The sequence below is a fragment of the Sphingopyxis sp. J-6 genome (assembly GCF_046603995.1).
In the GTDB taxonomy this organism is placed as follows: domain Bacteria; phylum Pseudomonadota; class Alphaproteobacteria; order Sphingomonadales; family Sphingomonadaceae; genus Sphingopyxis.
Map to the genome: position 1 here is coordinate 1,979,229 of NZ_CP145810.1, position 25,718 is coordinate 2,004,946.

Here is a 25,718-nt window from a genome sequence, read left to right on the forward strand (position 1 = left end):
GTGATGATCGTGAAGTCCCGGGCCAATAACCTGACCGCGTGCGTCGATCTCCGCGCCCGCTCCGGCAACTTCGCTTCCCACCGCCGCAATCCGCCCGTTCCGCATGCCGACCGAAAGCGCGCGCCCATCGGCGTCACGGGCATTGCGGATAAGCAGATCTAACGATGCGCTCATGCGATCGCCTCGGCAAAATGCGCCGCGGTGCCGGCCAGCGGTACGTCGAGCAAACCGCTTCTTCCATCGGCCATCGCCTCGAGCGCGAGGGTTGCCGCGGTGAGCCCCGTCAGCGGATCGGCCAGGGCGTCGCCGATGAAATTGGGCGTTCCGTCCAGCCAGCGCACCAACCCGCCCGACGCGGCGCAATCGTCGCCGAAGCCGACGCGCATCGCCGCCGCGCCGCGCCAGCCATGTGCGGTGATCGCGACCCAAAGGAGTCCGGGGTTGCGCGCGAACAAGCTGGCTTCATCCAGCCCAAGGCGCGCGAGCGCATGCGGCCGCGCCGCGGTGACCAACACGCGGGCACGCCCGATCGTCGCGATCAGGTCGGGATCGTCGAGTGCCATCGTCACGCGCTGCTTGGCGCCGTTGAGCCGGGCGTCGAGCGCCGGCATATGGTGCGATGTCGGATCCGGTCGCCCCGGGCTCTCGATCTTCACCACGCCATGACCGGCTTCGGCGAGCAGTCCGGCGCAATAGGGGCCCGCCCACAGCGCCGAGAGATCGACGACCACGCCGTCCCGGGCTGCGCCGACAGGTAATTCCGGTAGCGTTACGGGTGCCGCCTCGCCGACAATCGCGACGGGGAGATGGAGGGCTTGCGCGGCGGCCGCCATCTGTCCGGCAGAGCGGTCGGCCGCGGCAGCGATAACGGCACTCCACGGGTCGGTGTCGAACGACGCGCCGGTCCACGCGGGAACGAGGTCGCGGTCGTCGTCGCGCGCCAGCGAGACCGCCAGCCAACCGTCGCTGCACGCGACCAGCCGGCAATGCCGGTTCGGCGACCACAGGCCGGGTTCTTGCAGCGCAAGGTCTTCGTCGCGTGACAAGGCCTGCCGCGCGTCGAAAGCGATCTTTCCGTCCGCTGCCGCGACCAGCCGCTTGCCGGCGGCGGCGACCGCGTCGAGCAGGGCGGTCATGCGGCGTCCTCGATCGCGTGGATCAGACCCCATTCGCTCGCAATCCGCGCGTCTATCCGTTTTCCCGACAGCAGCATCCAGTAGCTGCGATGCCGTCCGATCGCTCGCGCGACCGTTGCGGTGCCGCCCGCGCCGGGGATCAGTCCCATCGCCAGTTCGGGAAGCTGGAACCATGCATCGGATGCCGCGATGCGGTGATGGGCGGCCGCCGCGACCTCGATCCCCGATCCCACACAGGCGCCGTGCAGCCGCACCGTTCCCCGCTCTCCCAGCGCGTCGAGCGCGCGGGCGCAACTATGCAGCATCCGCACCGCATGTGCTTCGGCGAGGTCGGTCGCGGTTCCGAACTCGGCCAGCGCGCCGCCGGTCGAAAAACAGCGTCCCGCGCCCTGCAGGGTCACGGCGGGCCTCGTCGGATCGTCGAGCGCATTGGCGAGCGCTTCGTACAGCGCATCGCGCATTATGGCTGTCATCGCGTTGCGGTTCGCGGGATCGTTTAGGGTCAGCGTGAGGCGGTCGTCCTGCCGTGCGGCGATTACCGGCTCGACCGGCGGCAGGGTGGGCGCGTCGGGCGCGGAGCGAGCCCGCCAGCGCCGGAATTCTTCGCCGCCGAGCAGCGCCGAATAGGCAAGCGATTCGACCGCCAATGCATCGGAAAGCGGCAGCTTCGCCGTCAGCCGCAACACCTGCGCCGCAATGGTGGCGGCCAGCGGGTTGGCGTGCGCGGCGTCGGTTAGCTGTGCTACCGATTTATCGAAACGCTGTTTGCCGACCGATACCCACGGGCGTGGCGCATTCTCCGTCGCGGTCACCAGCAAATCGAAATCGTCTGTGGCGACCAACGGCAGGGCGCCATCGGGGTCGAGGCCGATGACCGCCGCCTGGATCGGCGCAACGGGGCGCTGCCATGTCGCGGCGTCGACGACCAGAACCGGCGCGCCGCCCGGGGCGGAGAGCCGGTCGGCGTCGAGATGGTCGGCAATCGTCATCGCGCCTTCCTATCCGGCGCAAACCTCTTCCGCCAGTTCGGCCTTGAGGACGCGGCGGAGCAGCTTTCCTGTCTCGTTGTAAGGAAGCTCGCGGCGGCAGAACCATTGTTCGGGCGTCTTGGTCGAGCGAAGCCGGCTCCTGATCATCGCCGCCATCGCGCCCGTGTCGGGCGAACCCGATCGCGACACGATCACCGCGACGACCTTCTCGCCCCATTTCTCGCACGGAATCCCGAGGACGGCGCAATCGGCGATATCGTCGAAGCTGCGCAGCAGATCCTCGATCTCGCCGGGCGAGATATTCTCGCCGCCACGCACGATCACGTCATCCAGCCGCCCCTCGACGAAGAGATAGCCGCCTTCGTCGAGCCAGCCGGCATCGTTCGTCGCGAACCAGCCGTCGTCGGCGATCGCTTTTTTGTGCAGATATTCGCCCGACACCTGTTCGCCGCGGACGTGGATTTCGCCATGCTCGCCAATGCCGCACGGCGACCCGTCGTCGCGGCGGATCTCGAGCTCGATGCTCGGGAGCGGCTGACCGACCGAGGCGATGCGGCGGCGGATTGCGGGATCGTCGGAGGCAAAGGCGATGCGGTGATCCTCGGCACCGAGCAGCGCGATCGTCGAACTGGTTTCGGTAAGGCCATAGGCGTTGACGAAATCGACGTGCGGTAGTTGCCCTAGGGCCCGGGCAATCACCGGCTCGGGCATCTTGCCGCCGCCATAGGAGAGCGCCCGCAGCGATGGCAGCGCCTCGCCGGTCTCGTCCATCACGTCGAGAATCCGGTCGAGCATCGTCGGCACGACCATGGCGTGGGTGATGCGCTCGGCCGCGGCGATGCGGACCCAGTCTTTGGCCGTGAAAGCGGGCAGGTAGACAACGCGCCGTCCGCCATAAGCAGCGGTCAGGATCGCCGAGATTCCGGCGATATGATAGGATGGCACGCTCACCAGCGTCGCCTCTTCCTCGCCGGCGCCGAGGAATTCGACCGTCGACATGACATAGGAGGTCAGGTTGGCGTGGCGCAGCACCGCCGCTTTCGGATCGCCGGTCGTGCCGCTGGTGAACAGCAGCACCGCGATATCGTTTTCGGCTTCGGGCAGATCGACCCGTTCGGGTGCGGTGCCGGTCATGAATTCGGCCTCGAACGCGCTGCGCGCGATAAGTTCGATGCCGTCGACGGGGGCGATGCGCGGCAGCATCGCGTCATCGGCGATCAGCACGGCGGGAGCACTCCGCGCGACGAGCCGGTTCAGGTCGGCGTCGGCGAGGCGGTAGTTGAGTGGAACGAACGGTGTTCCGGCCATGCCGCTCGCGAAAAGCAGCACGGGAAGGGCGTCGCCGTTCATGCCGAGGAAGGCGGTATTCGCCACGCCCCTGGTCGCGAGCCATTCCGCAACCCGGCTGACGCGGGCGCGATAGGCGTCGAAGTCGAGCACCTTCCCGTGACCGCCGAGCGCGAGGCGATCGGGGCAGGCATCGGCGGCAATATCGAGCAGGAGCGGCGTGCGCATGCAGGTCAGTCCGAAGCGGGAAGCGGCTTGGCGCCCTTGACCGTCATCGCGGTGCCATTGAAGGCGAGTGAACCTTGCCCGGCCTTGGCGCCGAGGACCTCGAGCCCGCTATCCTCGTCGACATAGCGCTTGCCGATCGCGACTCCGTCCGAAAAATCGGGGCTGATGTCGCCGGTCGGGACGGCCGCATCGTCGATCGGCAGTACTGCCGCGCCGCCGCACTGCAGCTCGCCGGCGGCTTTCGGCGGGCGCACGACGACCAGTTGCGCGTCGCATACCGCGCTTTTCCAGCGCGAACCCGGTTTGAGGTCCATTGTCTCTCCATCCTTTCCCGTTGCCCTTGGGCTTTGCCACCGTCTCGGCGTTCGTCCGCCAATATGTCAATCGACATAGAAAGTAAACGTAGTTATATAACTCGAAACAGAAAAGGGATTGCGATGCATCCACGACATTTCGCACGAACCGCGCCCGATCGTCCGGCGGTCGTCATGGCGGCGGACGGCGGCGCGACCAGCTATGCGGCGCTCGAGGAGGTCGCAAACCGCGGCGCCCGGCTGTTCCGTTCACTCGGCATCGCCGCGGGTGACACGATCGCGATCTGGTTCAAGAACTGCCTCGAATATTATCACATCTATTGGGCAGCACAACGCGCGGGCCTCTACATCTGCCCGATTTCGACCCAACTCACGGTCGACGAGGCCGCTTATATCCTGACCGACAGCGGTTCGCGATTGCTCGTCACCCACGCCGATGTCCCGGCCGCCGCGGCGCTTGTGAATCGCGCGGTGCTCGCACCCGGCGTCGAAGCGATTTTCGATATCGGCGCCGATCTCGAAGGCGCCCTGTCATGGCATGCCGCTCTTGCAGAGCAACCCGCCGAAAGGATTGCCGACGAAACCGCCGGCTATCACCTTGTCTATTCGTCGGGAACGACCGGACGGCCGAAGGGGATTCGCCTGCCGCTCAGCGGCGAAGCCGCCGATGCGCCGCATATGCTGGCCGAGCGGATTTCGGGGCGCTACGGCGTCGGCGAAGCGAGCGTGCTCCTGTCGCCGGCGCCGCTCTATCACACCGCACCGCTGGTCTATGGCATGGCCGCGCACCGGCTCGGCGCGACTTTGGTAGTGATGGAGCGCTTCGATGCCGAGGCGGTGCTGCGCCTGATCGAGCGGCACCGGGTGACCTTCATGCAGATGGTGCCGACGATGTTCGTGCGGCTGCTCGCGCTCCCCGACGACGTACGCACACGTTACGATCTCTCCTCGCTCCAGAAGATCGTTCATGCTGCGGCGCCATGTCCGGTCGAGATCAAGCGGCAGATGATCGAATGGCTCGGCCCGATCGTCTATGAATATTATGGCGGATCGGAAGGGAACGGATCGACCTTCATCACGCCGCAGGAATGGCTCGATCGTCCGGGGTCGGTCGGCCGCGCCGATTGGGGAACGCTGCATATCTGCGACGAAGAGGGGGGCGAGGTGCCTGCCGGGAACGACGGCCTCGTCTATTTCGAGGGCGGATGGGACTTCCAGTATCTGAACGATCCCGCCAAGACACGCGATGCGCGCCATCCCGCGCATCCCGGCTGGAGCACGCTCGGCGACATCGGGCACCTCGACGACGACGGCTATCTCTATCTGACCGATCGCAAGAGCTTCATGATCATCTCGGGCGGCGTGAACATCTATCCGCAGGAAGCAGAAAATCTGCTGATCCTGCATCCCGAGGTCGCCGATGCTGCGGTGATCGGCGTACCGCACCCCGAGATGGGCGAAGAGGTGAAGGCGGTGGTGCAACCGAAATCATGGGACGACGCCGGCCCCGAACTTGCATCGCGGCTCATCGAATATTGCCGGGCGCATCTCAGCCACCTCAAATGCCCGCGTTCGGTCGACTTCGACCCGGCATTGCCCCGTCATGAGACGGGCAAGCTCTACAAGCAGGAAATCCGGGCGCGATATTGGCCAAAAGCCTGATCGGCCAACGCACACTCATTCGCTATCGGCAAGGAACTTCCGGCTCGCCATCGCGAACAGGATCGCTGCCGGCGCGAGTACGATAGCCATGATCATCAGCGCATAGCGAAGGCTCTGGATGCCGAAGTCCGGCGCGAGGAGATCGCTGATCCAGCCCGTCGCGAGTGGTCCCAGCGTCAGCCCGATGGCGTTGATCGACGCCATGACGATGGCCGAAGCGGTCGCGCGGCGCGTCGGGCCGCAAATATGCTGCACAGATGCGAAGACTGCCGGAAGAGCGGCGAAGAGAAGCGCCATCAACACCCCGGCCCAAAAGAGGAATCCGGCGAGCGACTGCGAACCGAACGCCAGCCAGGCGACGGGCATGGCGATGACATAGCTGCCCGCCGGCCACCAGACGAGCCACCGCGGATCGCGCCGGGTGAGCCGGTCGCAGACGATGCCGCCGACGATCGAACCGATGATCGTGCCGATTCCGCTGCTGATGCCATAGGTCGTTCCCGCCACCGCGACGTCGAGTTGCATGACCCGCATCAGATAGGCCGGAATGAAGATGATCGGCCCATAGGCGAAGAGCGAATAGATGGTGAAGCCGGTGATGATGAACCGGAAAGACGGCTTTTTCACCAGTGCCGAAGCTTCCTGCCGGAAGGCCGGGCGCGGTCCCGACGGGCTTTCGTCGCGGAGGCGCGGCGGTTCGCGCAGGATGAGCGCGGCGAGCACCGCGATCGGCAGCGAGGCCGCCCCCATCACGATGAACGCCATGCGCCAGCCGTGGCTATGGGCGAGCCAGCCGCCGGCAACGAGCGCCACCGTGCCGCCGAAAGTGACGGCAGAGGATAGCACCGCGAAAGCCTTGGCCCGCGCGTCCGGCGGAAAATAGTCGGCGACCAGCGCGTGGCTGACCGGCACGGCGCCGCCTTCGCCGATGCCGACGCCCATCCGGGCAATAAACAGGAAGACAAGCGAGGTGGCGAACCCGCAGAGGACCGTCATGACGGTCCACAGCATGAAGGCGACGATCAGCCAGAGCTTGCGATTGCCATGATCGGCCGCGCGCGCGAAGGGGATGCAGGACAGGGCATAGCAGAGGGCGAACGGCGCCCCGCCAAGCGCACCGAGCATGCGGTCGGACAAACCATATTCCAGCCGGATATGCTCGAGCACGACGGGCAGGAGTTGCCGGTCGGCATAGCTTGCGACGGCGATGAGAAACAGGACGATGAGGAAGAGCCAGCGCTGCCTCTCGGTAAATCGGGTCCACGGCTGAAATTCGGTCGTCGCGCCCGTCATGATCGCCTGTCCTCCCCGATGAACCGGTTGGCGATCGAACGCCCTGCATTGCTAAGGGCAAGGTTTGCCGGCTCTCTTCGCTATCCGCCAATAGAGAGGCGTTTGGCGTGCGGGGACAACTCAGTAATCCTCGCCCAATGGCGCAAATATTCTGATTCTGGACACAAGGGGCGCCCCGCTTATCCTGAATGCAGCAATGCCTGTCCGGACACCGCAACCATCGCGGAAGGGTCGGACCTGCCCGAACGACAAAAATAGTCGAATTTATACTGCGAGAGGAATGAATATGGCGACGGCGGATCAAACAACCACAGCTTCGCTAGCGGACATTCCGCAGCTCGCCGACGCTATCCTGTGCGACATGTTGTTTCCTTCGCCGCCGGCCGATGTGGAAGAGGAATTGCTGGCGCGCCGCGAGACCGGTTATTCCTATACGTCGCTGACGCTGGCGCAGGACAATGAAGCCGCGCCGTCGCAGGTCTATGCAACGCTCGCCAAAATGCGGCATTCGCTCAGCCTCCATCCCGACGACTTCATCGTGGTCGATAGCGTCGACGATATTCGCGAGGCGAAGCGCACCGGCAAGATCGGCGTCGGCTTTCACTTTCAGGGCAGCGAGGCCGTAGGCCGCGACCTGGCCAATGTCGGCGCCTATTACAAACTCGGCGTCCGCTGGATGCTGATGGCGTATAACTTCCAGAACAATGTCGGCACGGGCTGTATCGAGGCGCAGAAGAACGATGGCGGGCTGTCGGCCTTCGGCCGCGACCTCGTCGCCGAAATGAACCGCGTCGGCATGCTCGTCGATTGTTCGCATTCGGGGTACCGGACGACGATGGATGCGATGGAGGCATCGACGCAGGCGTGCATCTTTTCGCATTCCAATCCGCGGGCGCTCTACGATCACCCGCGCAACATCCGCGATGACCAGATCAAGGCCTGCGCCGCGACCGGGGGCGTGATCGGCGTCAACGGCGTCGGGCAATTCATCGGCGAGCCCGGCGGCGTAAAGGTCGACACGATCATTGCCATCATCGATTATATGGTGGATCTGGTCGGGCCGCAGCACATCGCGCTCGGGCTGGATTATATGACCCCCGGACATTGCGAGGCGCTCTATAATTTCTATAAGGGCAACGTCGCCAAGAAGATCGGCATGCCCGAACTGCCTTGGGCCTTCCTCAGTCCCGCAACCGTCCCGCTGATCCTCGAGAAGCTGCTGGCGAAAGGATATAGCGCCGAGGATCTTCGCGGCATCATGGGCGAGAATTTCCTGCGCGTCGCGGGGGCGGTCTGGAAATGAATTCGATTTCTCCGTCGGCCGGGAGGACATTCTCCCGCCGATAGAGAATCCGTTGCAAATCAGCACGACAGGGGTAGAAAGCGCGACCGGGGCGAGGGAGTGACATATGCTCGTGATCGTTTCGCTATTGCTTTCTGCCGTCATCGGCGCCGTGACCGACGATCTCGGTCTGCCGATCTGGCTGCTTTTCATCCTTGCCGCCGGAGCCGCCGCCTTCCTGTTCCTGAAAGGCGGCCAGGCCGAGCGGCTGACCAGCCTCAACCGCTCGCGGCGGCGCTGGCGCCGTGAAGCCGCGGGTTATATCCTGCTGAACTTCCTGTATCTTTCGCTGGCCGGTACCGCCGCCTATGTGCTGATCGCGCGGAGCGGCGCCGTTTCATTCCACTGATCCGAGGCAATGGGCGAGGATCGGTGGTGGTGAGCCCTGCTGGGTTCGAACCAGCGACCTACTGATTAAAAGTCAGTTGCTCTACCGACTGAGCTAAGGGCCCCATCGCGGTGCGGGACAGGCCCGACGCGAAGTGAGCCGTCGCCCTAGTGCGCCGATGCGTTCGGGTCAACCGGCTTCGCCCGGTTCAATCGCGCCGCAAGCTGCCGGACGCTGCGCCCGGCAACCGGATGACGCCATTCGGGCGCGATCGTCATCAGCGGGTTCAGGACAAAGCCGCGCCGGGTCATCTCCGGATGCGGGACCGTCAGCACGGTGTCGCTCCACGCGCCGCCCGACCAGAGCAATATGTCGAGATCGAGCGTTCGCGCGCTCCAGCGCTGCCCCGTCCGCCGTCCGAAGCCGGCTTCGATCGCCTTCAGTCGCTCGAGCATTTCGGGCGGGTCGAGTGGCGATGCGACCAGCGCGACCGCGTTAGCGTAGCGGCGGCGCGATGGTCCGAGCGGTGCGCTCGCGATGATCGGGCTGGCGTCGACCGGCTCGATATCGTCGCTCTCGAGCGCGGCCAGCGCCGCCATGAGGACGTGGCGCGGATCGCCGAAGCGGGCATGGCGGCGATTCGAGCCGAGACCGATCGCGTAGAGTTGCAGGGGCGTTGCGTCGCGCATGCGCCAGCGCCTATCGCAGCCCGGTGACGATTGATAGTCCCTTGCCGGGCACCGAGCCGCCGCGCGATTGCCCGCGCTGTCCGCGGCTGGTGGCGCTGCGCAGCGAATGCCGGGCCGAGCACCCCGATTGGTGGAACGCGCCCGTTTATGCGTTCGGCGATCCCGGTGCATGGCTGGCGCTCGCAGGGCTGGCGCCCGGCAAGCACGGCGCCAATCGCACCGGCCGGCCGTTCACCGGAGACTATGCAGGCGACCTTCTGTTCGCGACGCTCGCCTTATTCGGCCTCAGCAGGGGGCGCTATGACAGCCGGATCGATGACGGCATGACGCTCGACGGTGCGATCATCGTCAACAGCGTCAAATGCCTGCCGCCGCAGAACAAGCCGACCCCGGTCGAAATCGCCAATTGCCGGCCCTTTTTCGAAACCCAGCTTGCAGCATTGCCGAATGTGCGGGTGATCGTCGCGCTGGGCCGGATTGCCCATGATGCGGCATTGCGCGCCGTCGGCGGGAGGCTTGCCGCATTTCCTTTCGCGCATGGGGCCATCCATGCGCTGCCCGACGGGCGGCATCTGGTCGATAGCTATCATTGTTCGCGCTACAACACGAACACCGGCCGCCTAACGCCCGAAATGTTCGCCGATGTCTTCCGGATCGCAATGGCGCTGCGCGATCAGACGAGCGGGCCGAACTCCTCTACCAGCCCGCGATAAAGCACGCGCTTGAACGGCACGATCAGTTTCTCGATCTCGTTCAGTTCGGCCCATTTCCAGGCGCGGAATTCCTGATGTTTCGTGTGGATATTAACGTCGCTGTCCGCACCCATGAAACGCATGAGGAACCAGTGCTGGCGCTGGCCGCGATATTTCCCGCCCCACATTTTCCCGATCAGATGGTCGGGCAGGTCGTAAAAATATTCCTCGCGGCTGCGCGCGATGATTTCGACCAGTCCGCCGTGCACGCCGGTTTCCTCGCCGAGTTCGCGGATCGCCGCTTCTTCGGGACTCTCGCCGTCGTCGATCCCGCCCTGCGGCATCTGCCAGGCCTCGCTGGTCGTATCGAGGCGCTGCCCGACAAATATCCGCCCGTCGCGGTTCGCGAGCATGACTCCGGCGCAGGGACGGTAGGGCAGGGCGTTGTGGTCGATCATACCGCTCCGGTAGCCTCGGCGACGATCGCCTTCAAGACCGTCAATGCGCCGCGAATGTCGTCCTTGGCGCTCGGGATGCCCTGCGCAAGGCAGATATAGCCGTGGATCGTACCTTTCGCCTCGCGGTAGGTCGTCGGCACGCCCGCTTCGATCAGCTTGGCGGCATAGGCGCGACCCTGGTCGCGCAGCGGATCGAGGCTGGCGGTGATCAGCAGCGTGGGCGGCAGGCCGTCGGCGGGAAAGTCGATCGGCGCGGCGCGGCGGTCGGCGGGGTCGGCTGCATAATGATTGCCGAACCAGGTCATGCTGCCTTCGGTCAGCAAATGGCCCTCGCCGAAATCGCGATAACTCTGCCAGTCGTTGTGCGTCGTGACTGCAGGATAGATGGGATGGATCGCGATCACCGGCTTCGCTGCCGGTTCGTCGCGCAGCGCCAGTGCCGTTACGATGGTCAGGTTGCCACCCGCGCTGTCGCCCGACAGGACCAGACCGGTGCATGGAATATTGTCGGCGACCCAGCGCGTCGCCGCTTCGCAGTCGATCGGGGCGGCAGGGAAGGGATGTTCGGGGGCGAGGCGATAATCGATCGCAATGACCGGCATGTCGAGGATGCGTGCGGCCTCTGCGCAATAGGGATCGTGCGTTTCGAGGTCGCCGATCACCCAGCCGCCGCCATGATAGAAAACCATCACCGGACCGGCTTCGCGATCGGGGCGATTGTCGTAGAGGCGGATGGGAATGTCGCCGTCCGGGCCCGGGATCATGCGGTCCTCGACCTTGGCGATCTCGCCGCGCGGTACGTCGGCGAGCTGGCCCATCACGCGCATCATCTCGCGCGCGCCCGCGGGAGGCATTTCCTCCATCTTCGGCCCCTCCTGCGCGTTCAGGAAGGCCAGAAATGCCGCGACGTCGGGGCGGGTGTAATGGGTCGTGCTGTCGGTCATTCTCTATCCTCTCCCGGGTTCTGCAACGCTGCTCTGGTTTCGCTCAGCTATTCGGCATCGCCTGCTCATAATCAATGGCAAATCGAAACCGACTCCCGCCTTCCGCTTTGCGGCGCACAATTTTTTCTGAATTGCGGCTTGCCGCGGACAGGCCTAGGCCAGCTATAGCTTTGCAGCATTTTTTTGAGGCGGAACAATAATGGCGACAGCGGTAGAGGACCGGGCCGACGAGCGGCAGTCCCCCCTTTCGGATGCAGTGGTGGTACGTTTTGCCGGCGACTCCGGCGACGGGATGCAGCTTACCGGCGGCCAGTTCACCCTATCATCGGCGCTCGCGGGCAACGACTTTGCGACCTTCCCGGACTTTCCGGCAGAGATTCGCGCGCCGCAGGGCACGCTGTTCGGCGTGTCGGCGTTCCAGATCAATTTCGGCTCGTCGGCCATCGACACCGCAGGCGACGCGCCCGATGTTCTCGTCGCGATGAACCCCGCGGCGCTCAAGACCAATGTTCCCGCGCTCAAGCAGGGCGGCCTGATCATCGCCGACGAAGGCGAGTTCAACGACCGCAATCTCGCCAAGGCGAAATATGACGCGAACCCGCTCGAGGATGGCAGCCTCGCGAAATGGCAGTTGCTGAAGCTCAACATCAGCCAGCTCACGATGGACGCGGTGAAGCCGTTCGGGCTTGGCAACAAGGAAGCGTTGCGCTGCAAGAATATGTGGACGCTGGGGCTTGCGCTCTGGATGTTCGACCGCGACCGCCAGCCGCTGATCGACTGGCTGAACGGCAAGTTCGCGAAAGATCCCAACCTCGCGGCGGCCAACGTCGCGGCGCTGAATGCCGGCCATGCCTATGGCGAAACCGCCGAGCTCGCGGGCCCGCTCAAGCAGCATCATGTCGATCCGGCACCCGTCGCACCGGGGCTCTACCGCACGCTGACGGGCGCGGAGGGGATTGCCCTCGGTCTCGTCGCGGGCGCCCAGCTTGCGAAACTGCCGATGTTCTTCGGCGGGTATCCGATCACCCCCGCGTCGGCGATCCTGCATCACCTGTCGCGGCTCAAGGAATATGACGTCACGACCTTCCAGGCCGAAGACGAGATCGCCGCCATCTGTTCGGCGATCGGCGCCAGCTACGGCGGCTCGCTGGGCGTGACTTCGTCGTCGGGCCCGGGAATCGCGCTGAAGGGCGAGGCAATGGGCCTTGCGATCATGACCGAATTGCCGCTGGTCATCGTCAATTCGCAGCGCGGCGGCCCGTCGACGGGTCTGCCGACCAAGACCGAGCAGTCGGACCTGTATCAGGCGGTCTATGGCCGCAACGGCGACGCGCCGATGCCGGTGATCGCTGCGCGCTCGCCCGGCGATGCGTTCGAATGCGCGATCGAGGCGTGCCGCATCGCGGTGCAATATATGACTCCCGTCATGCTGCTGACCGACGGCTATATCGCCAACGCCGCCGAACCGTGGGCGGTGCCCGACCTGGCGGCATATGAGGATTTCCCGGTCGAGTTCCTGACCGAAGTCCCCGAAGGCGGCTTCAAGCCCTATGGCCGCGACGAGAAGCTCAAGCGGCCGTGGGTCAAGCCCGGCACGCCCGGCCTGCTCCACCGCATCGGCGGGATCGAGAAGGAAATCGACACCGGCCATATCAACTATGCGCCGGGTAACCATCAGGCGATGACCGATATCCGCAAGGACAAGATCGACGGGATCAAGGTTCCCGATCAGGTCGTCGAACTGGGTGCCGAAGGCGGCAAGCTGGCGGTGGTCGGCTGGGGCTCGACCTTCGGCCCGATCCATCAGGCGGTGCGCCGCAAGCGCGCCGAGGGCAAGGACGTCAGCCACATCCATCTCCGCCATATCTGGCCGCTGCCCGCCAATCTCGGCGAGCTGCTGAAGAGCTATGACAAGGTGATCGTCCCCGAAATGAACACCGGCCAGCTCAAGACGGTGCTGCGCGACCAGTATCTGGTCGACGCCAGGCCGGTGAACAAGGTGTCGGGCCAGCCCTTCACCATCGCCGAAGTCGAAGCTGCGATCGAGGGAGCCCTCTAATGAACGAGATGACCACCATCGCGCGCCCGACGACGCTCAAGGATTGGGAAACCGATCAGGAAGTGCGTTGGTGCCCCGGCTGCGGCGATTATGCGATATTGAAGGCCGTGCAGCGCACGATGCCCGAAATCGGCACCGCGCCCGAAAATACCGTCTTCATCAGCGGTATCGGCTGCTCGTCGCGCTTTCCCTATTATATGGAAACCTATGGCTTCCACACGATCCATGGCCGTGCACCGGCATTTGCGACGGGGCTGAAGCTCGCCAATCCGGATCTCGATATCTGGATCGTCACCGGCGACGGCGACGGGCTGTCGATCGGCGGCAACCACACGATGCACCTGATCCGCCGCAATCTCGATTGCCAGATCATGCTGTTCAACAACGAGATTTATGGCCTGACCAAGGGGCAATATTCGCCCACCAGCCGCGTCGGTACGACCAGCCCGTCGACGCCCTACGGTTCGGTCGATCGCCCTGCGCAGCCCGCCGCCTTCGCGCTCGGCGCCGGGGCGCGCTTCGTTGCTCGCGGCTTCGACGTGTCGAAGGAGTTACCGAACGTCCTGAAGGCCGCGCACGCGCACAAGGGCGCGGCGTTTATCGAGATTTTCCAGAACTGTATCGTCTATAATAAAGACGTGTTCGAGGATTTCGCGGCGCCGAAGGGCGCCGAGGGCCGCCAGCTCTGGCTCAAGGACGGCGAACCGATGCTCTATGCCAAGGGCACCAAGGGCATCGCGCTCGACAGCGAAGCGCTGCACCTCAAGACCGTCGATGTCGTCGACGGCGACTGGAAGGCCGCGGGCGTGATCGTCCACGACGTCACCAACCGCAGCGTCGCGCATATGCTCGTCGAAATGCGGTTCGGCGAATTTCCGATGGCATTGGGCGTCCTCTACGACGACCCGCGCCCGACGTTCGAGGCCGATGTCGTCCGCCAGAACAAGGCGGCGGCCGAGGGCAAGAAGGCCGACCTGCAAAGTCTGCTCAAGAAAGGGCAGACATGGACGGTGGCCGAAGGCGGTCCGGCGCTCTGAGCCTTGCTGCCGGTCGCCGGGTCGGCTCTATAGGCCGTCATGGATAATCTGACCCACAGTCTCGTCGGCGCCGTTCTGGCGCAGGCCGGTCTCAAGAAGAAGACCGGCCTTGCGATGCCGACGCTAATCATCGCGGCGAACCTGCCCGATATCGACGCCGCCTGCGCGGTATATGGCATCGAATCGCTCGCGATGCGGCGCGGCGTCACGCACGGGCCGATTGCATTGCTCCTGCTGCCCCTCCTGCTGTGGGGGCTGATGATCGCCTTCGACCGCTGGCAGGAAAGGCGCGGCAAGCGGCCGGCAACGCGGCTTCCCGTTCACAAGGGCTGGCTGCTCGCGCTCGCCTATATCGGCTGTTTCAGCCATCCGGCGCTCGACTGGCTCAACAATTACGGCATCCGCCTGCTCGAGCCGTTCAGTCATCGCTGGTTTTATGGCGATACGCTGTTCATCATAGACCTCTGGATATGGGCGGCGCTTGGCGTGTCGGTCTGGCTTTCGTTGCGCCGCGAATGGCGCGGCGCGGCGAACTGGCAGCGGCCGGCGGGGATCGGTCTTGCCGCTGTTGCCATCTATATCTTTGCCAACGGCCTGATCACGGGGGCTGCCGAAAACATGGCGGCCGATGCGTTGCGCGCGAGCGGTAAGGGCGATGCCCTCGTCGTCGCCAGTCCGCCGCCGCTGACCTTCTGGAAACGCGACATCTTCTGGCGCACGGCCGATCGTTATGGCAGCGCGAGCTTCATTCCCGGCGTCGGCGGCCATGTCGACATCAGCGGTACGTCGACGGGGTTGAGCGATCCGCGCCTCGCAACCTGGGTAAAGGCCGATCCCGCGGCACGTGCCTTCCTGTTCTGGGCTCGCATGCCGGTTGCCGAGGCCGACGGCGACGCAACCCTGCTTCGCGACCAGCGCTATATGCAGCCGCTGGCGCGCGACCGGTTTACCGTTCGCGTCACGGCGCCGGACACCGCGAGCCATCCCTGACCCGGTCAGCCTGGCATTCCGCTCGTGACGTCATGACGGCGCGCAACAGCGGATTGTCACGCCGGAAAGTTTGCGGCAGGATGGCGTTATGAACACGCATGTCAGTCCCAGACGCGGCAAGGCGCTGTTGCGGGCGGATCGGGCTTACCGCTCGGGCGGACTGACGGCGCGGCTCATCGCTTTGGCGCCGGCGGGACTGTTTCACCGCATGCTCGACCGCATCGACAGCGGCCTCGATTATGGGACCATCGAAGGTCATTTGCCCGACGGGAGCGTCCGGCTGCTCGGCGGGCGGGGGAAAGGGCCCGCTGCGGTGGTCCATCTCCATCACTGGGCGTCGCTCGTCCGCCTCGCGCTGTCGGGCTCGGTCGGCTGGTACCGCGCCTGGGAACGCGGCGAATGGTCGTCGCCCGACCCGGTCCCGCTATTCGATCTATTCATGCGCAACGGCGAAGCCCTCGGCGACGTCGGACGCGCGCATGGGCCGTGGCGCTGGCTCAACAAGATTGTCCATGGACTCCGTCGCAACGACCGTCGCGGGGCGCGGCGGAATATTCATGCCCACTATGATTTGGGTAATGATTTCTATCGTTTGTGGCTCGACGCGGGGATGAATTATTCCAGCGCATTGTTTCTGAAACCCGACCAGACGCTGGAAGAGGCGCAGATCGCAAAAGTCGATGCCATCCTCGACGGTCTCGACCTGCGGTCGGGAAGCCGGCTGCTCGAGGTCGGCTGCGGCTGGGGGGCGCTCGGCGAGCGCGCGGTCGAGCGGCACGACGTGCTCTACACCGGCATCACCCTGTCGCCGTCGCAGGCGGAAATCGCCGACGCACGGCTGCATGCGATCGACCTCTCGCAACGCTCGCGGGTCGAGATTTGCGATTATCGCGACGCCAGGGGTCCGTATGATGCCATCGCCAGTGTCGAGATGGTCGAGGCGGTGGGCGAGGCCTATTGGCCGGCCTACCTCGATGCGATCGCACGGCTGCTGCGCCCCGGCGGCAAGGCGGCCATCCAGTATATCCTGATCAACGATGCGCTGTTCGAGCGATATACGGCGAGCAGCGACTTCATTCAGGCCTATATCTTCCCGGGCGGCTGCCTGATTTCGGAAAGCCGTTTTCGTGCGCTGGCCGAAGCCCGCGGGCTTGCCTGGGGCGACGTACGGCGCTTCGGCAGCGATTATGCCGAGACGCTCTGCCAGTGGCGCAAACGCTTCGACGCGGCGGTCGAGGCAGGGCAGCTCCCTGCGGGCTTCGACGGCCGTTTCGTGCGGCTCTGGCGCTATTATCTGCAATATTGCGAAGGCGGGTTCCGCGGCGGCGGAATCGACGTCGCGCAAGTCACGCTCGAAAAGAAGGCCTGAAAACAGGGGAGGAATCGACATGCGAAGATTTTTGGCGGCGGTGCTGCTGTGCACTGCGGCGGCGGGGTGCAGCGCGCCCGCAACCTCCGACACGACCGACCAACTGCCAAAGGATCTGAATGTGCTATTCTGGACCCAGGATCAACGCGACGCCGCTTTCCGCACGATGGAAACGGTACCCAAGGTCGTTGTGAACACCGTCGAGGCCGGCGGTCCCGTATATCCGTTGCCGGAGGGCAAACCGCTCGATCTTGGCGCCGACGTCGATGCCTATATGGCCAAACAGCGCAATGCCGGGCTGATCATCGTGCAGGACGGGAAAATCCGGCTCGAGAAATATGCGCTTGGCTATGGCGCCGGGGGCCGCTGGACGAGTTTTTCGGTCGCGAAGAGCTTTACCTCGACCCTTGTCGGTGCGGCGGTCAAGGACGGCTATATCAAGAGCCTCGACGACAAGGTGACGACCTATATCCCGGCGCTCAAGGGTTCGGCCTATGACGATGTCTCGGTGAAGCAGCTGCTGACGATGACCTCGGGCGTGAAGTGGAACGAGGATTACACCGATCCAAAATCCGATGTCGCGCTGTTCAACCTGCAAAAGCCGGTCGCGGGAGAGGACATAACTGTCAGCTATATGAAGACCTTGCCGCGCGAAGCGCCCGCCGGGTCGAAATGGGTATACAAGACCGGCGAGACCAATTTGATCGGCGTGCTGGTATCGAGCGCGACGGGAAAGACGCTATCGGCCTATCTGTCCGAGAAGATCTGGAAACCGTTCGGCATGGAGCAGGACGCGGTGTGGATGCTCGGCGCGACGGGGCATGAAATCAGTGGCTGCTGCATGTCGGCGAGCCTCAAGGATTATGCGCGCTTCGGCCAGTTCATCCTGAACGGGGGTGTCGCGGGCGGCAAGCAGGTGCTGCCCGACGGCTGGCTCGCCTCGGCAACGACCAAACAGGCTTCGATCGACCTGCCCGGCCGCGGCTATGGTTATCAATGGTGGACCAACGACGACGGCAGCTTCGCCGCACAAGGCATCTTCGGGCAGGGGATTTTCATCGACCCGAAACGCAAGCTGGTGATCGCATCGAACGGCAACTGGCCCACCGCGACCGACCCCGAGGGTGTCGGAGCCGCGCGTGAGGCCTTCTATAAGTCTGTGCAGGCTGCGATCGACAAGGAATCTGGCGACTAAAAGACGTCGCCCCCGCGAAGGCGGGGGCCGCTGGAGGCCTTACCACTTCGCCGCGGCGTAAACCGGTGGCGGCCCCCGCCTTCGCGGGGGCGACGATCATTCGGCGGTGGTGCTGGCTACTCGCTGCGCGAGCCACACGGCCGCCAGCGGGACGAGAGTACCGAGCGCCATGATCCACCAGGCATCGTCGAGCGTCGCCGCGCGGTAGAGTGCAGCACCGATCACGGCGCCCGCAACGACCCAGCCGGCACCGCTTCCCGCCGATGCCCGCATCGCGATCCAGCCGCCGGCGAAGGTGCCGACGAACCAGCCGACGAGCAGCGCGATCGTCGAACCGACGGGGATCAGCACTTCGCCGGTGTCCGGATCATAGGCGTCGGGGGAAATTTCGCTCCCGGCGTATTGCGCCAGCCAGATCAGGCCGAACGCGACCACGATGCCGATCACGGCCGCGATTACGGAGCGAAAAACATTCTTGGTCATTGCGATCCCCCAAAGCTTATTGATGCGGCCAATAGCGCGGGAAAGCAAATTTCGCGTTAAGCGTCTGCCATCACCTTCGGCAGCGCATGGAATGCGGTGCTGTCGAAGCCTTGGGTCATCAGATTCGCGACAAATTCGCCGACCGCGTCCGGGTCCTTGATGCTTTGCGGATCTTCGCCGGGATAGGCGCGAGCGCGCATCTGGGTGCGCGTGCCGCCGGGGTCGAGGATCGCGGTGCGTACGGTCGAGATATTGCGCATTTCGGCGCCATAACTCGTGACCAAAGTTTCCAGCGCAGCCTTAGATGCAGCATAGGCGCCCCAATAGGCGCGCGGTTCGCGCGCGACGCCGCTGGACAAGGCCAGCAGGCGGCCGTTTGCAGAGCGGCGCAGCAGCGGGTCGAAATTGGCAATCAGCGCCTGCTGCGCGATGAGGTTCAACGTCAGCAGCTTGTTGAATTCCTTGCCGTCGATGGCGGCCACCGGAGTCAGCGTGCCGAGCATGGCGGCGTTGAGGACCAGCATGTCGAGTTGCTGCCAGCGCTCGGCCATCGCGGCCGCAAGGCGGGCGATGCTGTCGCCGTCGGTGAGGTCGAGCGGCGCGATCGTCGCGCTGCCGCCGGCGCCGTGAATGCGATCCTCGAGTTCCTCGAGCCCGCCGGCCGTGCGGGCGGTGATCACGACATGCGCGCCGCGCGCGGCCAGCGATTCCGCGATGGCTTCGCCGATCCCGCGGCTCGCTCCGGTGACAAGCGCGACCTGCCCCGCCAGTTCTTCAGTCTTCATGGTCATTGTTTCAGACAACCCGTTCGGCAAGCAGCGAAAATTGATCTTCCAGCGCATGCTCGTCGAAATCGGTCAGCGTCGTCGGATAGTCGCCGGTGAAGCAGGCGTCGCAATATTGCGGGCTGTCGTCGCTGCGCTTTGCTTCGCCCAGTGCGCGGTACAACCCGTCGATGGTCAGGAACGACAGGCTGTCGGCGTTGATGAAGTTCGCCATTTGGCCGACGGTCATCTGCGCGGCGAGCAGCTTTGCCCGTTCGGGCGTATCGACGCCATAGAAGCAACTATGCTGTGTCGGCGGGCTCGCGATGCGCATATGCACCTCGGCGGCGCCGGCGTCGCGCATCATCTGGACGATTTTCAGGCTGGTTGTGCCGCGCACGATCGAATCGTCGATGAGGACGATGCGCTTGCCCGCGATCAGCGCGCGGTTGGCGTTGTGCTTCAGCTTGACGCCGAGGTGGCGGACCTTGTCGCCCGGCTGGATGAAGGTGCGCCCGACATAGTGCGAGCGGATAATGCCGAGCTCGAACGGGATGCCCGATTCCTGCGCATAACCGATCGCGGCGGGGGTTCCCGAATCGGGCACCGGGATCACCAGATCGGCTTCGACGGGATTCTCGCGGGCTAGTTCGGCGCCGATTGCCTTGCGCACCGAATAGACGCTCGTCCCGTCGACGATCGAATCGGGACGTGAGAAATAGACATATTCGAAGATGCACGGGCGCGCGGCGCGTTCGGCAAAGGGACGGTGCGAGGTCAGTTCGCCGTCGCGGATGATCACCAGCTCACCCGGTTCGACCGAGCGGACGAATTCGGCGCCGACGACGTCGAGCGCCACGGTTTCCGAGGCGAGGATATGCGCATCGCCCAGCTTGCCGATAACGAGCGGGCGGATGCCGAGGGGGTCGCGGCAGCCGATCATGCCCTCGGCGGTCAGGCAGATCAGCGAATAGGCGCCCTCGACCTGCTTCAGCGCGTCGATGAAGCGATCGAGCAGGGTGCGATAATTTGAAGTCGCGACGAGGTGGATGATTACCTCGGTGTCGCTGGTCGACTGAAAGATCGAACCGCGGCGGACGAGGATGCGCTTCAGCGCCGTCGCGTTGGAGATATTGCCGTTGTGCGAGACTGCGAAGCCGCCCGTCGACAGGTCGGCGAACAGCGGCTGGACGTTGCGCAGCGAGGTCTCGCCCGTCGTCGAATAGCGGACATGACCGATCGACGAAGCACCCGCGAGCTGGCGCATGATGTCGTCGCGGTCGAAATTGCCCGCGACATGGCCCATCGCGCGGTGGGTGTGGAATTCCTTGCCGTCGAAGGCTGTGATGCCCGCGGCCTCCTGACCGCGGTGCTGCAGGGCATGGAGACCCAGCGCAACGACGGCGGCGGCGCTATCGGCGCCATGAATACCAAAGACGCCGCACTCCTCGCGGAGTTTGTCGTCATCGAAAGGATGGGTCGTCAGCATGTCGATCCAGGTGCAGGGGGCCGTGACTGGGGCGCATATAGGGACGCTTGCGGCAAATGTCGCCCCCCATATTCACGCCTTTGTCACATGCGCTTTCAACGATGGGGTGACATGGCCTTCGCTCCTGCTCTAAAGCGCGCAATATGGACAGCCAGCGCGACGCCACCGACCAGTTTCTGCCCCGTTTCGACGCCTCCGGCCTGGTGACGGCAATCGTCACCGACGCGGCGACCGGCACACTGTTGATGGTCGCGCATATGAATGCCGAGGCGATCGAGCGCACGCAGGCGACGGGGCAGGCGCATTTCTGGTCGCGTTCTCGCGGGCAATTGTGGCGCAAGGGCGAAACGTCGGGCAACGGGCTGACGCTGGTCGAGATGCGCGTCGATTGCGATCAGGACGCGCTTTTGCTGCGGGTCGACCCTGCCGGACCTGCGTGCCACACCGGGCGCCGTTCGTGCTTCTATCGCCGCGTCGAGGCCGATGGGCGCCTGACCTTCCTTGACGACGATGCGCACGGCTGACGCGCTGATCCTCGTCGCGGCGTTGCTCGTCGCGGGATGCGGGCGCCCGCCGCCGGATGAGGGCAAGCAGGGGGTCGACGCCGACAATCCGCTCGAAATCGCGGCGCGTGAACGCGGCATCGTTCGCCCGGAAGCGCAGGCGCCCACCGGGGTGTTCGAGCGCACGCACGATCTTGGCCGCGACGCGATGTGTGTCGTTCCCGACGGGGCGGGGCGCTGGCGCTTCGTCGTCACCGCGTCCTTCGGCCCGGGCCTTGCCTGTACCGCATCGGGGCAGATGGTTCGCGAGCATGATAGCTGGCGCATGCGCTTCCCTGCTGCCGATGGTTGCGAAGCACTGGTTCACGAAGAAGAGGACGAACTCCGGCTGCCAGGAAACCTGCCGTCGCAATGCGACAGCCTGTGCCCCGACCGTGCCTCGCTTTCGGGCCTCCGCCTGCCGCGGGCGAGCTGGTCGGAAGCGGATGCGAAACGCTTGCAGATCCGCGACAGGCAGGGCAATATGATCCGGCCCTGCGGTGGCTGAGCCGCGCTGTTTTCCTGAAATCTGCCAGCCTTGACGTTCACGTCAACGGAAACTAGTCTCGCCGGCATGACCGACGAATACGGCCACGCCCATATCGATACGCCCGATCACCTCGGGCGCGAACAATTCAGCATCACCGACCTGTCGTCCGAATTCGGCGTAACGGCCCGGGCGCTCCGCTTCTATGAAGACGAGGGGCTGATCAGCCCGTCGCGCAAGGGGCTGTCGCGCATCTATTCGAAGCGCGACCGGGCCCGGCTCGCGTGGATTTTGCGCGCCAAGCGGACCGGCTTCAGCCTCGCCGACATTCGCGAGATGATCGACCTTTACGACGTCGGCGACGGGCGCAAGCTGCAGCGTCAGGTGACGATTGAGAAATGTCAGGAACGCATCGCGTTGCTGCGTCGCCAGCGCGAGGATATTGACAGCGCTGTAGATGAGCTGTCACGTTTCATCGAAACGGTGCAAAAGGTCGACGCCCGCGAAACGGCGGGCTGAACCAGACCGATCCCTCCCCGGGTGAGCTGACACCAACTTAGCTGTTTTGCAGAAAGATTTCGCATGCCCGCTTATCGCGCTCCCGTCCAAGATACGCTTTTCCTCATCAACGATGTGCTCGGGATCGAGCGCCATGCCAACCTGCCGGGTTTCGCCAATGCGACCCCCGACATGGTCGAGGCAGTGCTGACCGAAGCAGGGAAATTCTGCGAGGAAGTGCTGTTTCCGATCAACCAGTCGGGCGATCTCGAAGGCTGCACGCGCCACGACAACGGGTCGGTGACGACGCCGAAGGGCTTCAAGGAAGCGTACAAGGCCTATTGCGACGCCGGTTGGGGCCTGCTGACCGCACCCGAGGAGTTCGGCGGGCAGGGTCTGCCGCACGTCATCGGTTTCCCGGTCGAGGAATATCGCAACGCCGCGAACCAGGCCTTTGCCATGTATCCCGGCCTCTCGCAGGGCGCGACCGCGGCGATCCTCGTCAAGGGGTCGGAGGAGCAGAAGGCGACCTATGTGCCGAAAATGGTGTCGGGCGAATGGACCGGCACGATGAACCTGACCGAACCGCATTGCGGCACCGACCTCGGCCTCATCCGCACCCGCGCGGTGCCGAACGGCGACGGCAGCTATGCGGTGACCGGAACCAAGATCTTCATTTCGTCGGGCGAGCATGACCTCGCCGACAACATCATCCACCTCGTCCTTGCCAAGACACCCGACGCGCCCGACAGCGTCAAGGGTATCTCGCTGTTCATCGTACCCAAATTCCTCGTCAACGAAGACGGCTCGCTCGGCGAGCGCAACACGCTGTCGTGCGGGTCGATCGAGCACAAGATGGGTATCCACGCCAACTCGACCTGCGTCATGAATTACGACGGCGCAAAAGGCTGGATGGTCGGCGAGGAGAACAAGGGCCTCGCCGCGATGTTCATCATGATGAACGCCGCGCGTCTCGGCGTCGGCATTCAGGGCTTGGGGCAGGCCGATGTCGCGCTGCAAAATGCCGTGCATTATGCGCAGGATCGCCGGCAGGGCCGGGCGCTCACCGGGCCGCAAGACCCGCAGGAAAAGGCCGATCCGCTGTTCGTCCACCCCGACGTGCGCCGCATGCTGATGGACGGCAAGGCGACCGTCGAGGGCTTGCGCGCGCTGTGCCTGTGGGGCGCGCTGCAGGTCGACCTGTCGCACGTCGCGGCGAGCGAGGAAGAGCGCCAGCAAGCCGACGACCTCGTCAGCCTGCTCACCCCGGTGATCAAGGGCTATGGCACCGACAAGGGCTATGAGGTCGCGACGAATGCGCAGCAGGTCTTCGGCGGCCACGGCTACATCGAGGAACAGGGCATGAGCCAATATGTCCGCGATGCCCGCATCACGATGATCTATGAAGGCGCGAACGGCGTGCAGGCGATGGACCTTGTCGGCCGCAAGCTTGCCCAGAACGGCGGCCGCGCGATCCAGGCCTTTTTCGCGATCGTCGACGGCGAATGCGCCGCCGCGAAGGAAAAGCCCGCGTTCGCGGATTTCGCGACGCGGCTCGAAAAGGCGAATGGCGAGCTCAAGGCCGCGACGATGTGGTTTATGCAGAATGGCATGGCGAACCCGAACAATGTCGGTGCCGGCGCGCATCATTATATGCACATCCTCGGCATCGTCGCGCTCGGATCGATGTGGCTGATGATGGCCGAAGCGGCGCAGAAGGCGCTCGACGAAGGCCGCGGGAACAAGCCGTTCCTCGAAGCCAAGCTGGTCACCGCGCGCTATTTCGGCGAACGTTTCCTGCCCGACGCGGGGTCGCTGCGCCGCAAGATCGAGGCGGGCAGCGAAGCGATGATGGCGCTGACCCCCGACCAGTTTCTGGCTGCCTGACATCGCGGTGACGCGCCGCTGCAACCAAAGTCGCTGCGGCGCGTCTCAGCGGGCATGAGCGAGGGCGCGCTTTCCCCGATCGTTGTCGAAGGCCGCAATTGCTGGCGGATCGAACGCGCCGACAAGGCGCGGATGATTGTCGATGCCGCCGACTATTATGCGCTGCTCGAACGGCTGATGGCGGGGGCGAAGGAACGCATCCTGCTCATCGGCTGGGATTTCGATCCGCGCATCCCGCTTTTGCCCGACGAACGAGGACGGGGCGAACCCCTCGGCAACTATCTGCTTCGCCTCGCTCACAACTGCCCCGATCGCGATATCGATATCCTCCGCTGGAATTTCGGCGGCCTCAAGCAGTTTCTCTCACCGACCATCGTCGCGATGATCGCCCGCTGGAAGCTGACGCGGGCAATCAGCTTCCGCCTCGACAGTGCGCATCCGGTCGGGTGCAGCCATCACCAGAAGGTCGCGGTATTCGATGATCATCTGGCAGTCTGCGGCGGCATCGATGTCGGCGCGCGGCGCTGGGATACGCGCGATCACGAAGACGGCGATGCGCACCGGACCGATCCGGACGGCAAGCCCTATATGCCCTGGCACGATTCGACGATGATCCTCGCCGGGGCAGTCGGAAACGCACTGGCCGATCTGGGCAACGAACGCTGGCAGCGCGCGACGAAAAAGCCGCTCCGCGAGGTCAATGGGGACGGCGAGAATTGGCCCGAAGACCTCGAACCCGACTTCCACGGCGTCGAGGTCGCCATTTCGCGCACCCGCGCCGAATATGACGATTGCGAAGAGATCCGGGAGATCGAGCAGCTTTACCTCGACATGATCGCCGCCGCGAAGCGCTTCATCTATTTCGAGAACCAATATTTTACGTGCGGAAAAATCGCCGCCGCAATCGCCGAACGGCTGAACGAGGACGACCCGCCCGAATTCGTCATGGTGATGCCCGAAACCGCCGACGGCTGGCTCGAACAGATGGCAATGGACGCGGCGCGGGTGAAGCTGGTCCGCGAGATTGCGAAGGCAAAACATGGCGACCGGCTGAAGGTCTATTTTCCGCGCACCGCGGGCGGCGAGGCGATCTATGTCCACGCCAAGACCGCGATCGTCGACGACCGGATGATCCGGGTCGGATCGGCGAATATGAACAACCGCTCGATGGGGCTCGACAGCGAATGCGACGTGACGATCGACGCGGCGCTATCGGCGAACACCGGGGTCGAGCCGACGATCCGGCGGTTGCGCGAATCCCTGATCGCCGAACATCTGGGGGTCGAGCCGGTCGATGTCGGACGACGTTTCGAAGGAACGGGGTCGCTTATCGAGACGATCGAAGGGCTGCGCGGCGACGGGCGATCACTCGAACTGCTCGACCTGACCAAGCCCGGCCCGCTGGACGACTATATCGCCGAGAACGAACTGCTGGACCCCGACAGCCCCGATGCGATGTTCGAGAGCCTCACCGAACGCGGGCTGAAAAAGAGTTGGCACCGCGGCCGCGACTGGATGAAGCGGCATCGGCCTTTCGGCCGACCGGCATGATCCCG

General features: G+C 64.6%; 26 protein-coding genes and 1 tRNA gene. 15 read left to right on the forward strand and 12 right to left on the reverse strand.

Annotated features, from left to right (window positions below; all coding sequences use genetic code 11):
• The first annotated feature begins 3 nt into the window (after positions 1 to 3).
• Positions 4 to 162 carry a hypothetical protein gene (locus V6U71_RS09465; protein ID WP_411342013.1) on the forward strand — a complete coding sequence of 53 codons (159 nt, stop codon included), beginning with the start codon at positions 4 to 6 and terminating at the stop codon, positions 160 to 162.
• Between the two features lie 8 nt (positions 163 to 170).
• Here the strand turns inward: V6U71_RS09465 and V6U71_RS09470 are convergent, their stop codons facing one another.
• The 4 genes from V6U71_RS09470 to V6U71_RS09485 are packed head-to-tail and all read right to left on the reverse strand — an operon-like array spanning position 171 to position 3,954.
• Positions 171 to 1,136 (reverse strand): CoA transferase, encoded by a 966-nt coding sequence (locus tag V6U71_RS09470; RefSeq protein WP_411342014.1) that lies wholly within the window; start codon positions 1,134 to 1,136, stop codon positions 171 to 173.
• Positions 1,133 to 2,125 (reverse strand): enoyl-CoA hydratase/isomerase family protein, encoded by a 993-nt coding sequence (locus tag V6U71_RS09475; RefSeq protein WP_411342015.1) that lies wholly within the window; start codon positions 2,123 to 2,125, stop codon positions 1,133 to 1,135. The genes V6U71_RS09470 and V6U71_RS09475 overlap by 4 nt, the downstream gene beginning before the upstream one ends.
• A gap of 9 nt (positions 2,126 to 2,134) precedes the next feature.
• A complete protein-coding gene (locus V6U71_RS09480) occupies positions 2,135 to 3,640 on the reverse strand; it encodes a class I adenylate-forming enzyme family protein (protein ID WP_411342016.1) in 1,506 nt (501 codons plus the stop codon).
• A 5-nt stretch (positions 3,641 to 3,645) separates the two neighbouring features.
• Positions 3,646 to 3,954, reverse strand: coding sequence for a hypothetical protein (locus V6U71_RS09485; protein ID WP_411342017.1), 309 nt, complete (start codon positions 3,952 to 3,954; stop codon positions 3,646 to 3,648).
• 123 nt (positions 3,955 to 4,077) lie between these two features.
• Between V6U71_RS09485 and V6U71_RS09490 the strand changes: the two genes are divergently transcribed.
• Positions 4,078 to 5,616 carry an acyl-CoA synthetase gene (locus V6U71_RS09490; RefSeq protein ID WP_411342018.1) on the forward strand — a complete coding sequence of 513 codons (1,539 nt, stop codon included), beginning with the start codon at positions 4,078 to 4,080 and terminating at the stop codon, positions 5,614 to 5,616.
• 15 nt (positions 5,617 to 5,631) lie between these two features.
• Here V6U71_RS09490 and V6U71_RS09495 read toward each other — a convergent pair whose 3' ends face one another.
• Positions 5,632 to 6,909, reverse strand: coding sequence for a spinster family MFS transporter (locus V6U71_RS09495; RefSeq protein ID WP_411342019.1), 1,278 nt, complete (start codon positions 6,907 to 6,909; stop codon positions 5,632 to 5,634).
• A gap of 361 nt (positions 6,910 to 7,270) precedes the next feature.
• Between V6U71_RS09495 and V6U71_RS09500 the strand changes: the two genes are divergently transcribed.
• Together V6U71_RS09500 and V6U71_RS09505 are read left to right on the forward strand one after the other, a co-directional pair.
• Positions 7,271 to 8,212, forward strand: a complete 942-nt coding sequence (locus V6U71_RS09500) for a dipeptidase (protein ID WP_411342020.1) — start codon at positions 7,271 to 7,273, stop codon at positions 8,210 to 8,212.
• A gap of 106 nt (positions 8,213 to 8,318) precedes the next feature.
• Positions 8,319 to 8,600 (forward strand): hypothetical protein, encoded by a 282-nt coding sequence (locus V6U71_RS09505; protein ID WP_411342021.1) that lies wholly within the window; start codon positions 8,319 to 8,321, stop codon positions 8,598 to 8,600.
• Positions 8,601 to 8,627: 27 nt separating this feature from the next.
• On the opposite strand, the gene V6U71_RS09510 is transcribed toward V6U71_RS09505, so the two are convergent.
• Positions 8,628 to 8,703 (reverse strand) — tRNA-Lys (locus V6U71_RS09510).
• Between the two features lie 43 nt (positions 8,704 to 8,746).
• Positions 8,747 to 9,268, reverse strand: a complete 522-nt coding sequence (folK, locus tag V6U71_RS09515) for a 2-amino-4-hydroxy-6-hydroxymethyldihydropteridine diphosphokinase (RefSeq protein ID WP_054587767.1) — start codon at positions 9,266 to 9,268, stop codon at positions 8,747 to 8,749.
• A 23-nt stretch (positions 9,269 to 9,291) separates the two neighbouring features.
• Between folK and V6U71_RS09520 the strand changes: the two genes are divergently transcribed.
• Positions 9,292 to 9,981, forward strand: coding sequence for a uracil-DNA glycosylase (locus V6U71_RS09520; RefSeq protein ID WP_411342022.1), 690 nt, complete (start codon positions 9,292 to 9,294; stop codon positions 9,979 to 9,981).
• Here the strand turns inward: V6U71_RS09520 and V6U71_RS09525 are convergent.
• On the reverse strand, positions 9,942 to 10,418 hold the full coding sequence (locus tag V6U71_RS09525) for an RNA pyrophosphohydrolase (protein ID WP_411342023.1): 477 nt from the start codon (positions 10,416 to 10,418) through the stop codon (positions 9,942 to 9,944). The genes V6U71_RS09520 and V6U71_RS09525 overlap by 40 nt on opposite strands.
• Entirely contained in the window at positions 10,415 to 11,362 is a 948-nt protein-coding gene (locus V6U71_RS09530) for an alpha/beta hydrolase (protein WP_411342024.1), read from the reverse strand. The genes V6U71_RS09525 and V6U71_RS09530 overlap by 4 nt, the downstream gene beginning before the upstream one ends.
• Positions 11,363 to 11,561: 199 nt before the next feature.
• Between V6U71_RS09530 and V6U71_RS09535 the strand changes: the two genes are divergently transcribed.
• The 5 genes from V6U71_RS09535 (at position 11,562) to V6U71_RS09555 (ending at position 18,012) form a co-directional block, all read left to right on the forward strand.
• Entirely contained in the window at positions 11,562 to 13,421 is a 1,860-nt protein-coding gene (locus V6U71_RS09535) for a 2-oxoacid:acceptor oxidoreductase subunit alpha (protein WP_411342025.1), read from the forward strand.
• Positions 13,421 to 14,458, forward strand: coding sequence for a 2-oxoacid:ferredoxin oxidoreductase subunit beta (locus tag V6U71_RS09540; protein ID WP_411342026.1), 1,038 nt, complete (start codon positions 13,421 to 13,423; stop codon positions 14,456 to 14,458). The genes V6U71_RS09535 and V6U71_RS09540 overlap by 1 nt, the downstream gene beginning before the upstream one ends.
• Positions 14,459 to 14,497: 39 nt before the next feature.
• Positions 14,498 to 15,448: a metal-dependent hydrolase gene (locus V6U71_RS09545; protein WP_411342027.1), complete on the forward strand. Its 951-nt coding sequence runs from the start codon at positions 14,498 to 14,500 to the stop codon at positions 15,446 to 15,448.
• 88 nt (positions 15,449 to 15,536) lie between these two features.
• Positions 15,537 to 16,817, forward strand: a complete 1,281-nt coding sequence (locus tag V6U71_RS09550; RefSeq protein WP_411342028.1) for a class I SAM-dependent methyltransferase — start codon at positions 15,537 to 15,539, stop codon at positions 16,815 to 16,817.
• A gap of 19 nt (positions 16,818 to 16,836) precedes the next feature.
• Positions 16,837 to 18,012, forward strand: a complete 1,176-nt coding sequence (locus V6U71_RS09555; protein ID WP_411342029.1) for a serine hydrolase domain-containing protein — start codon at positions 16,837 to 16,839, stop codon at positions 18,010 to 18,012.
• A gap of 96 nt (positions 18,013 to 18,108) precedes the next feature.
• Here V6U71_RS09555 and V6U71_RS09560 read toward each other — a convergent pair whose 3' ends face one another.
• From V6U71_RS09560 to purF, 3 genes are read right to left on the reverse strand one after another with little or no spacing between them, the layout of a single operon-like run.
• Positions 18,109 to 18,495 carry a hypothetical protein gene (locus V6U71_RS09560; RefSeq protein WP_411342030.1) on the reverse strand — a complete coding sequence of 129 codons (387 nt, stop codon included), beginning with the start codon at positions 18,493 to 18,495 and terminating at the stop codon, positions 18,109 to 18,111.
• Positions 18,496 to 18,551: 56 nt separating this feature from the next.
• Positions 18,552 to 19,280 carry an SDR family NAD(P)-dependent oxidoreductase gene (locus V6U71_RS09565; protein WP_411342031.1) on the reverse strand — a complete coding sequence of 243 codons (729 nt, stop codon included), beginning with the start codon at positions 19,278 to 19,280 and terminating at the stop codon, positions 18,552 to 18,554.
• 10 nt (positions 19,281 to 19,290) lie between these two features.
• On the reverse strand, positions 19,291 to 20,748 hold the full coding sequence (gene purF, locus V6U71_RS09570; protein ID WP_411342032.1) for an amidophosphoribosyltransferase: 1,458 nt from the start codon (positions 20,746 to 20,748) through the stop codon (positions 19,291 to 19,293).
• A gap of 143 nt (positions 20,749 to 20,891) precedes the next feature.
• Between purF and hisI the strand changes: the two genes are divergently transcribed.
• The 5 genes from hisI to V6U71_RS09595 all read left to right on the forward strand — a co-directional run bounded on the left by hisI (position 20,892) and on the right by V6U71_RS09595 (position 25,713).
• On the forward strand, positions 20,892 to 21,272 hold the full coding sequence (hisI, locus tag V6U71_RS09575; protein WP_411342033.1) for a phosphoribosyl-AMP cyclohydrolase: 381 nt from the start codon (positions 20,892 to 20,894) through the stop codon (positions 21,270 to 21,272).
• Positions 21,259 to 21,798, forward strand: a complete 540-nt coding sequence (locus tag V6U71_RS09580; RefSeq protein WP_411342333.1) for a hypothetical protein — start codon at positions 21,259 to 21,261, stop codon at positions 21,796 to 21,798. The genes hisI and V6U71_RS09580 overlap by 14 nt, the downstream gene beginning before the upstream one ends.
• A gap of 66 nt (positions 21,799 to 21,864) precedes the next feature.
• Positions 21,865 to 22,296: a MerR family transcriptional regulator gene (locus V6U71_RS09585; protein ID WP_054587780.1), complete on the forward strand. Its 432-nt coding sequence runs from the start codon at positions 21,865 to 21,867 to the stop codon at positions 22,294 to 22,296.
• Between the two features lie 63 nt (positions 22,297 to 22,359).
• Positions 22,360 to 24,162, forward strand: coding sequence for an acyl-CoA dehydrogenase C-terminal domain-containing protein (locus V6U71_RS09590; RefSeq protein ID WP_411342034.1), 1,803 nt, complete (start codon positions 22,360 to 22,362; stop codon positions 24,160 to 24,162).
• A 54-nt stretch (positions 24,163 to 24,216) separates the two neighbouring features.
• Complete coding sequence (locus V6U71_RS09595; RefSeq protein WP_411342035.1) at positions 24,217 to 25,713, forward strand: phospholipase D-like domain-containing protein; 1,497 nt, start codon at positions 24,217 to 24,219, stop codon at positions 25,711 to 25,713.
• Positions 25,714 to 25,718: the final 5 nt, after the last annotated feature.

Excerpts from the sequence above, each read along its gene's own strand:
- V6U71_RS09585 (WP_054587780.1), top strand. The coding sequence starts at position 21,865 with ATGACCGACGAATACGGCCACGCCCATATCGATACGCCCGATCACCTC.
- V6U71_RS09555 (WP_411342029.1), top strand. The coding sequence starts at position 16,837 with ATGCGAAGATTTTTGGCGGCGGTGCTGCTGTGCACTGCGGCGGCGGGG.
- V6U71_RS09475 (WP_411342015.1), bottom strand. The coding sequence starts at position 2,125 with ATGACGATTGCCGACCATCTCGACGCCGACCGGCTCTCCGCCCCGGGC.
- V6U71_RS09550 (WP_411342028.1), top strand. The coding sequence starts at position 15,537 with ATGAACACGCATGTCAGTCCCAGACGCGGCAAGGCGCTGTTGCGGGCG.
- V6U71_RS09525 (WP_411342023.1), bottom strand. The coding sequence starts at position 10,418 with ATGATCGACCACAACGCCCTGCCCTACCGTCCCTGCGCCGGAGTCATG.
- V6U71_RS09535 (WP_411342025.1), top strand. The coding sequence starts at position 11,562 with ATGGCGACAGCGGTAGAGGACCGGGCCGACGAGCGGCAGTCCCCCCTT.
- V6U71_RS09500 (WP_411342020.1), top strand. The coding sequence starts at position 7,271 with ATGTTGTTTCCTTCGCCGCCGGCCGATGTGGAAGAGGAATTGCTGGCG.
- V6U71_RS09480 (WP_411342016.1), bottom strand. The coding sequence starts at position 3,640 with ATGCGCACGCCGCTCCTGCTCGATATTGCCGCCGATGCCTGCCCCGAT.
- V6U71_RS09540 (WP_411342026.1), top strand. The coding sequence starts at position 13,421 with ATGAACGAGATGACCACCATCGCGCGCCCGACGACGCTCAAGGATTGG.
- V6U71_RS09485 (WP_411342017.1), bottom strand. The coding sequence starts at position 3,954 with ATGGACCTCAAACCGGGTTCGCGCTGGAAAAGCGCGGTATGCGACGCG.
- V6U71_RS09565 (WP_411342031.1), bottom strand. The coding sequence starts at position 19,280 with ATGAAGACTGAAGAACTGGCGGGGCAGGTCGCGCTTGTCACCGGAGCG.
- V6U71_RS09595 (WP_411342035.1), top strand. The coding sequence starts at position 24,217 with ATGAGCGAGGGCGCGCTTTCCCCGATCGTTGTCGAAGGCCGCAATTGC.
- V6U71_RS09580 (WP_411342333.1), top strand. The coding sequence starts at position 21,259 with ATGCGCACGGCTGACGCGCTGATCCTCGTCGCGGCGTTGCTCGTCGCG.
- folK (WP_054587767.1), bottom strand. The coding sequence starts at position 9,268 with ATGCGCGACGCAACGCCCCTGCAACTCTACGCGATCGGTCTCGGCTCG.
- V6U71_RS09470 (WP_411342014.1), bottom strand. The coding sequence starts at position 1,136 with ATGACCGCCCTGCTCGACGCGGTCGCCGCCGCCGGCAAGCGGCTGGTC.
- V6U71_RS09495 (WP_411342019.1), bottom strand. The coding sequence starts at position 6,909 with ATGACGGGCGCGACGACCGAATTTCAGCCGTGGACCCGATTTACCGAG.
- V6U71_RS09530 (WP_411342024.1), bottom strand. The coding sequence starts at position 11,362 with ATGACCGACAGCACGACCCATTACACCCGCCCCGACGTCGCGGCATTT.
- V6U71_RS09545 (WP_411342027.1), top strand. The coding sequence starts at position 14,498 with ATGGATAATCTGACCCACAGTCTCGTCGGCGCCGTTCTGGCGCAGGCC.
- V6U71_RS09505 (WP_411342021.1), top strand. The coding sequence starts at position 8,319 with ATGCTCGTGATCGTTTCGCTATTGCTTTCTGCCGTCATCGGCGCCGTG.
- hisI (WP_411342033.1), top strand. The coding sequence starts at position 20,892 with ATGGACAGCCAGCGCGACGCCACCGACCAGTTTCTGCCCCGTTTCGAC.
- V6U71_RS09465 (WP_411342013.1), top strand. The coding sequence starts at position 4 with ATGATCGTGAAGTCCCGGGCCAATAACCTGACCGCGTGCGTCGATCTC.
- V6U71_RS09490 (WP_411342018.1), top strand. The coding sequence starts at position 4,078 with ATGCATCCACGACATTTCGCACGAACCGCGCCCGATCGTCCGGCGGTC.
- V6U71_RS09590 (WP_411342034.1), top strand. The coding sequence starts at position 22,360 with ATGCCCGCTTATCGCGCTCCCGTCCAAGATACGCTTTTCCTCATCAAC.
- purF (WP_411342032.1), bottom strand. The coding sequence starts at position 20,748 with ATGCTGACGACCCATCCTTTCGATGACGACAAACTCCGCGAGGAGTGC.
- V6U71_RS09560 (WP_411342030.1), bottom strand. The coding sequence starts at position 18,495 with ATGACCAAGAATGTTTTTCGCTCCGTAATCGCGGCCGTGATCGGCATC.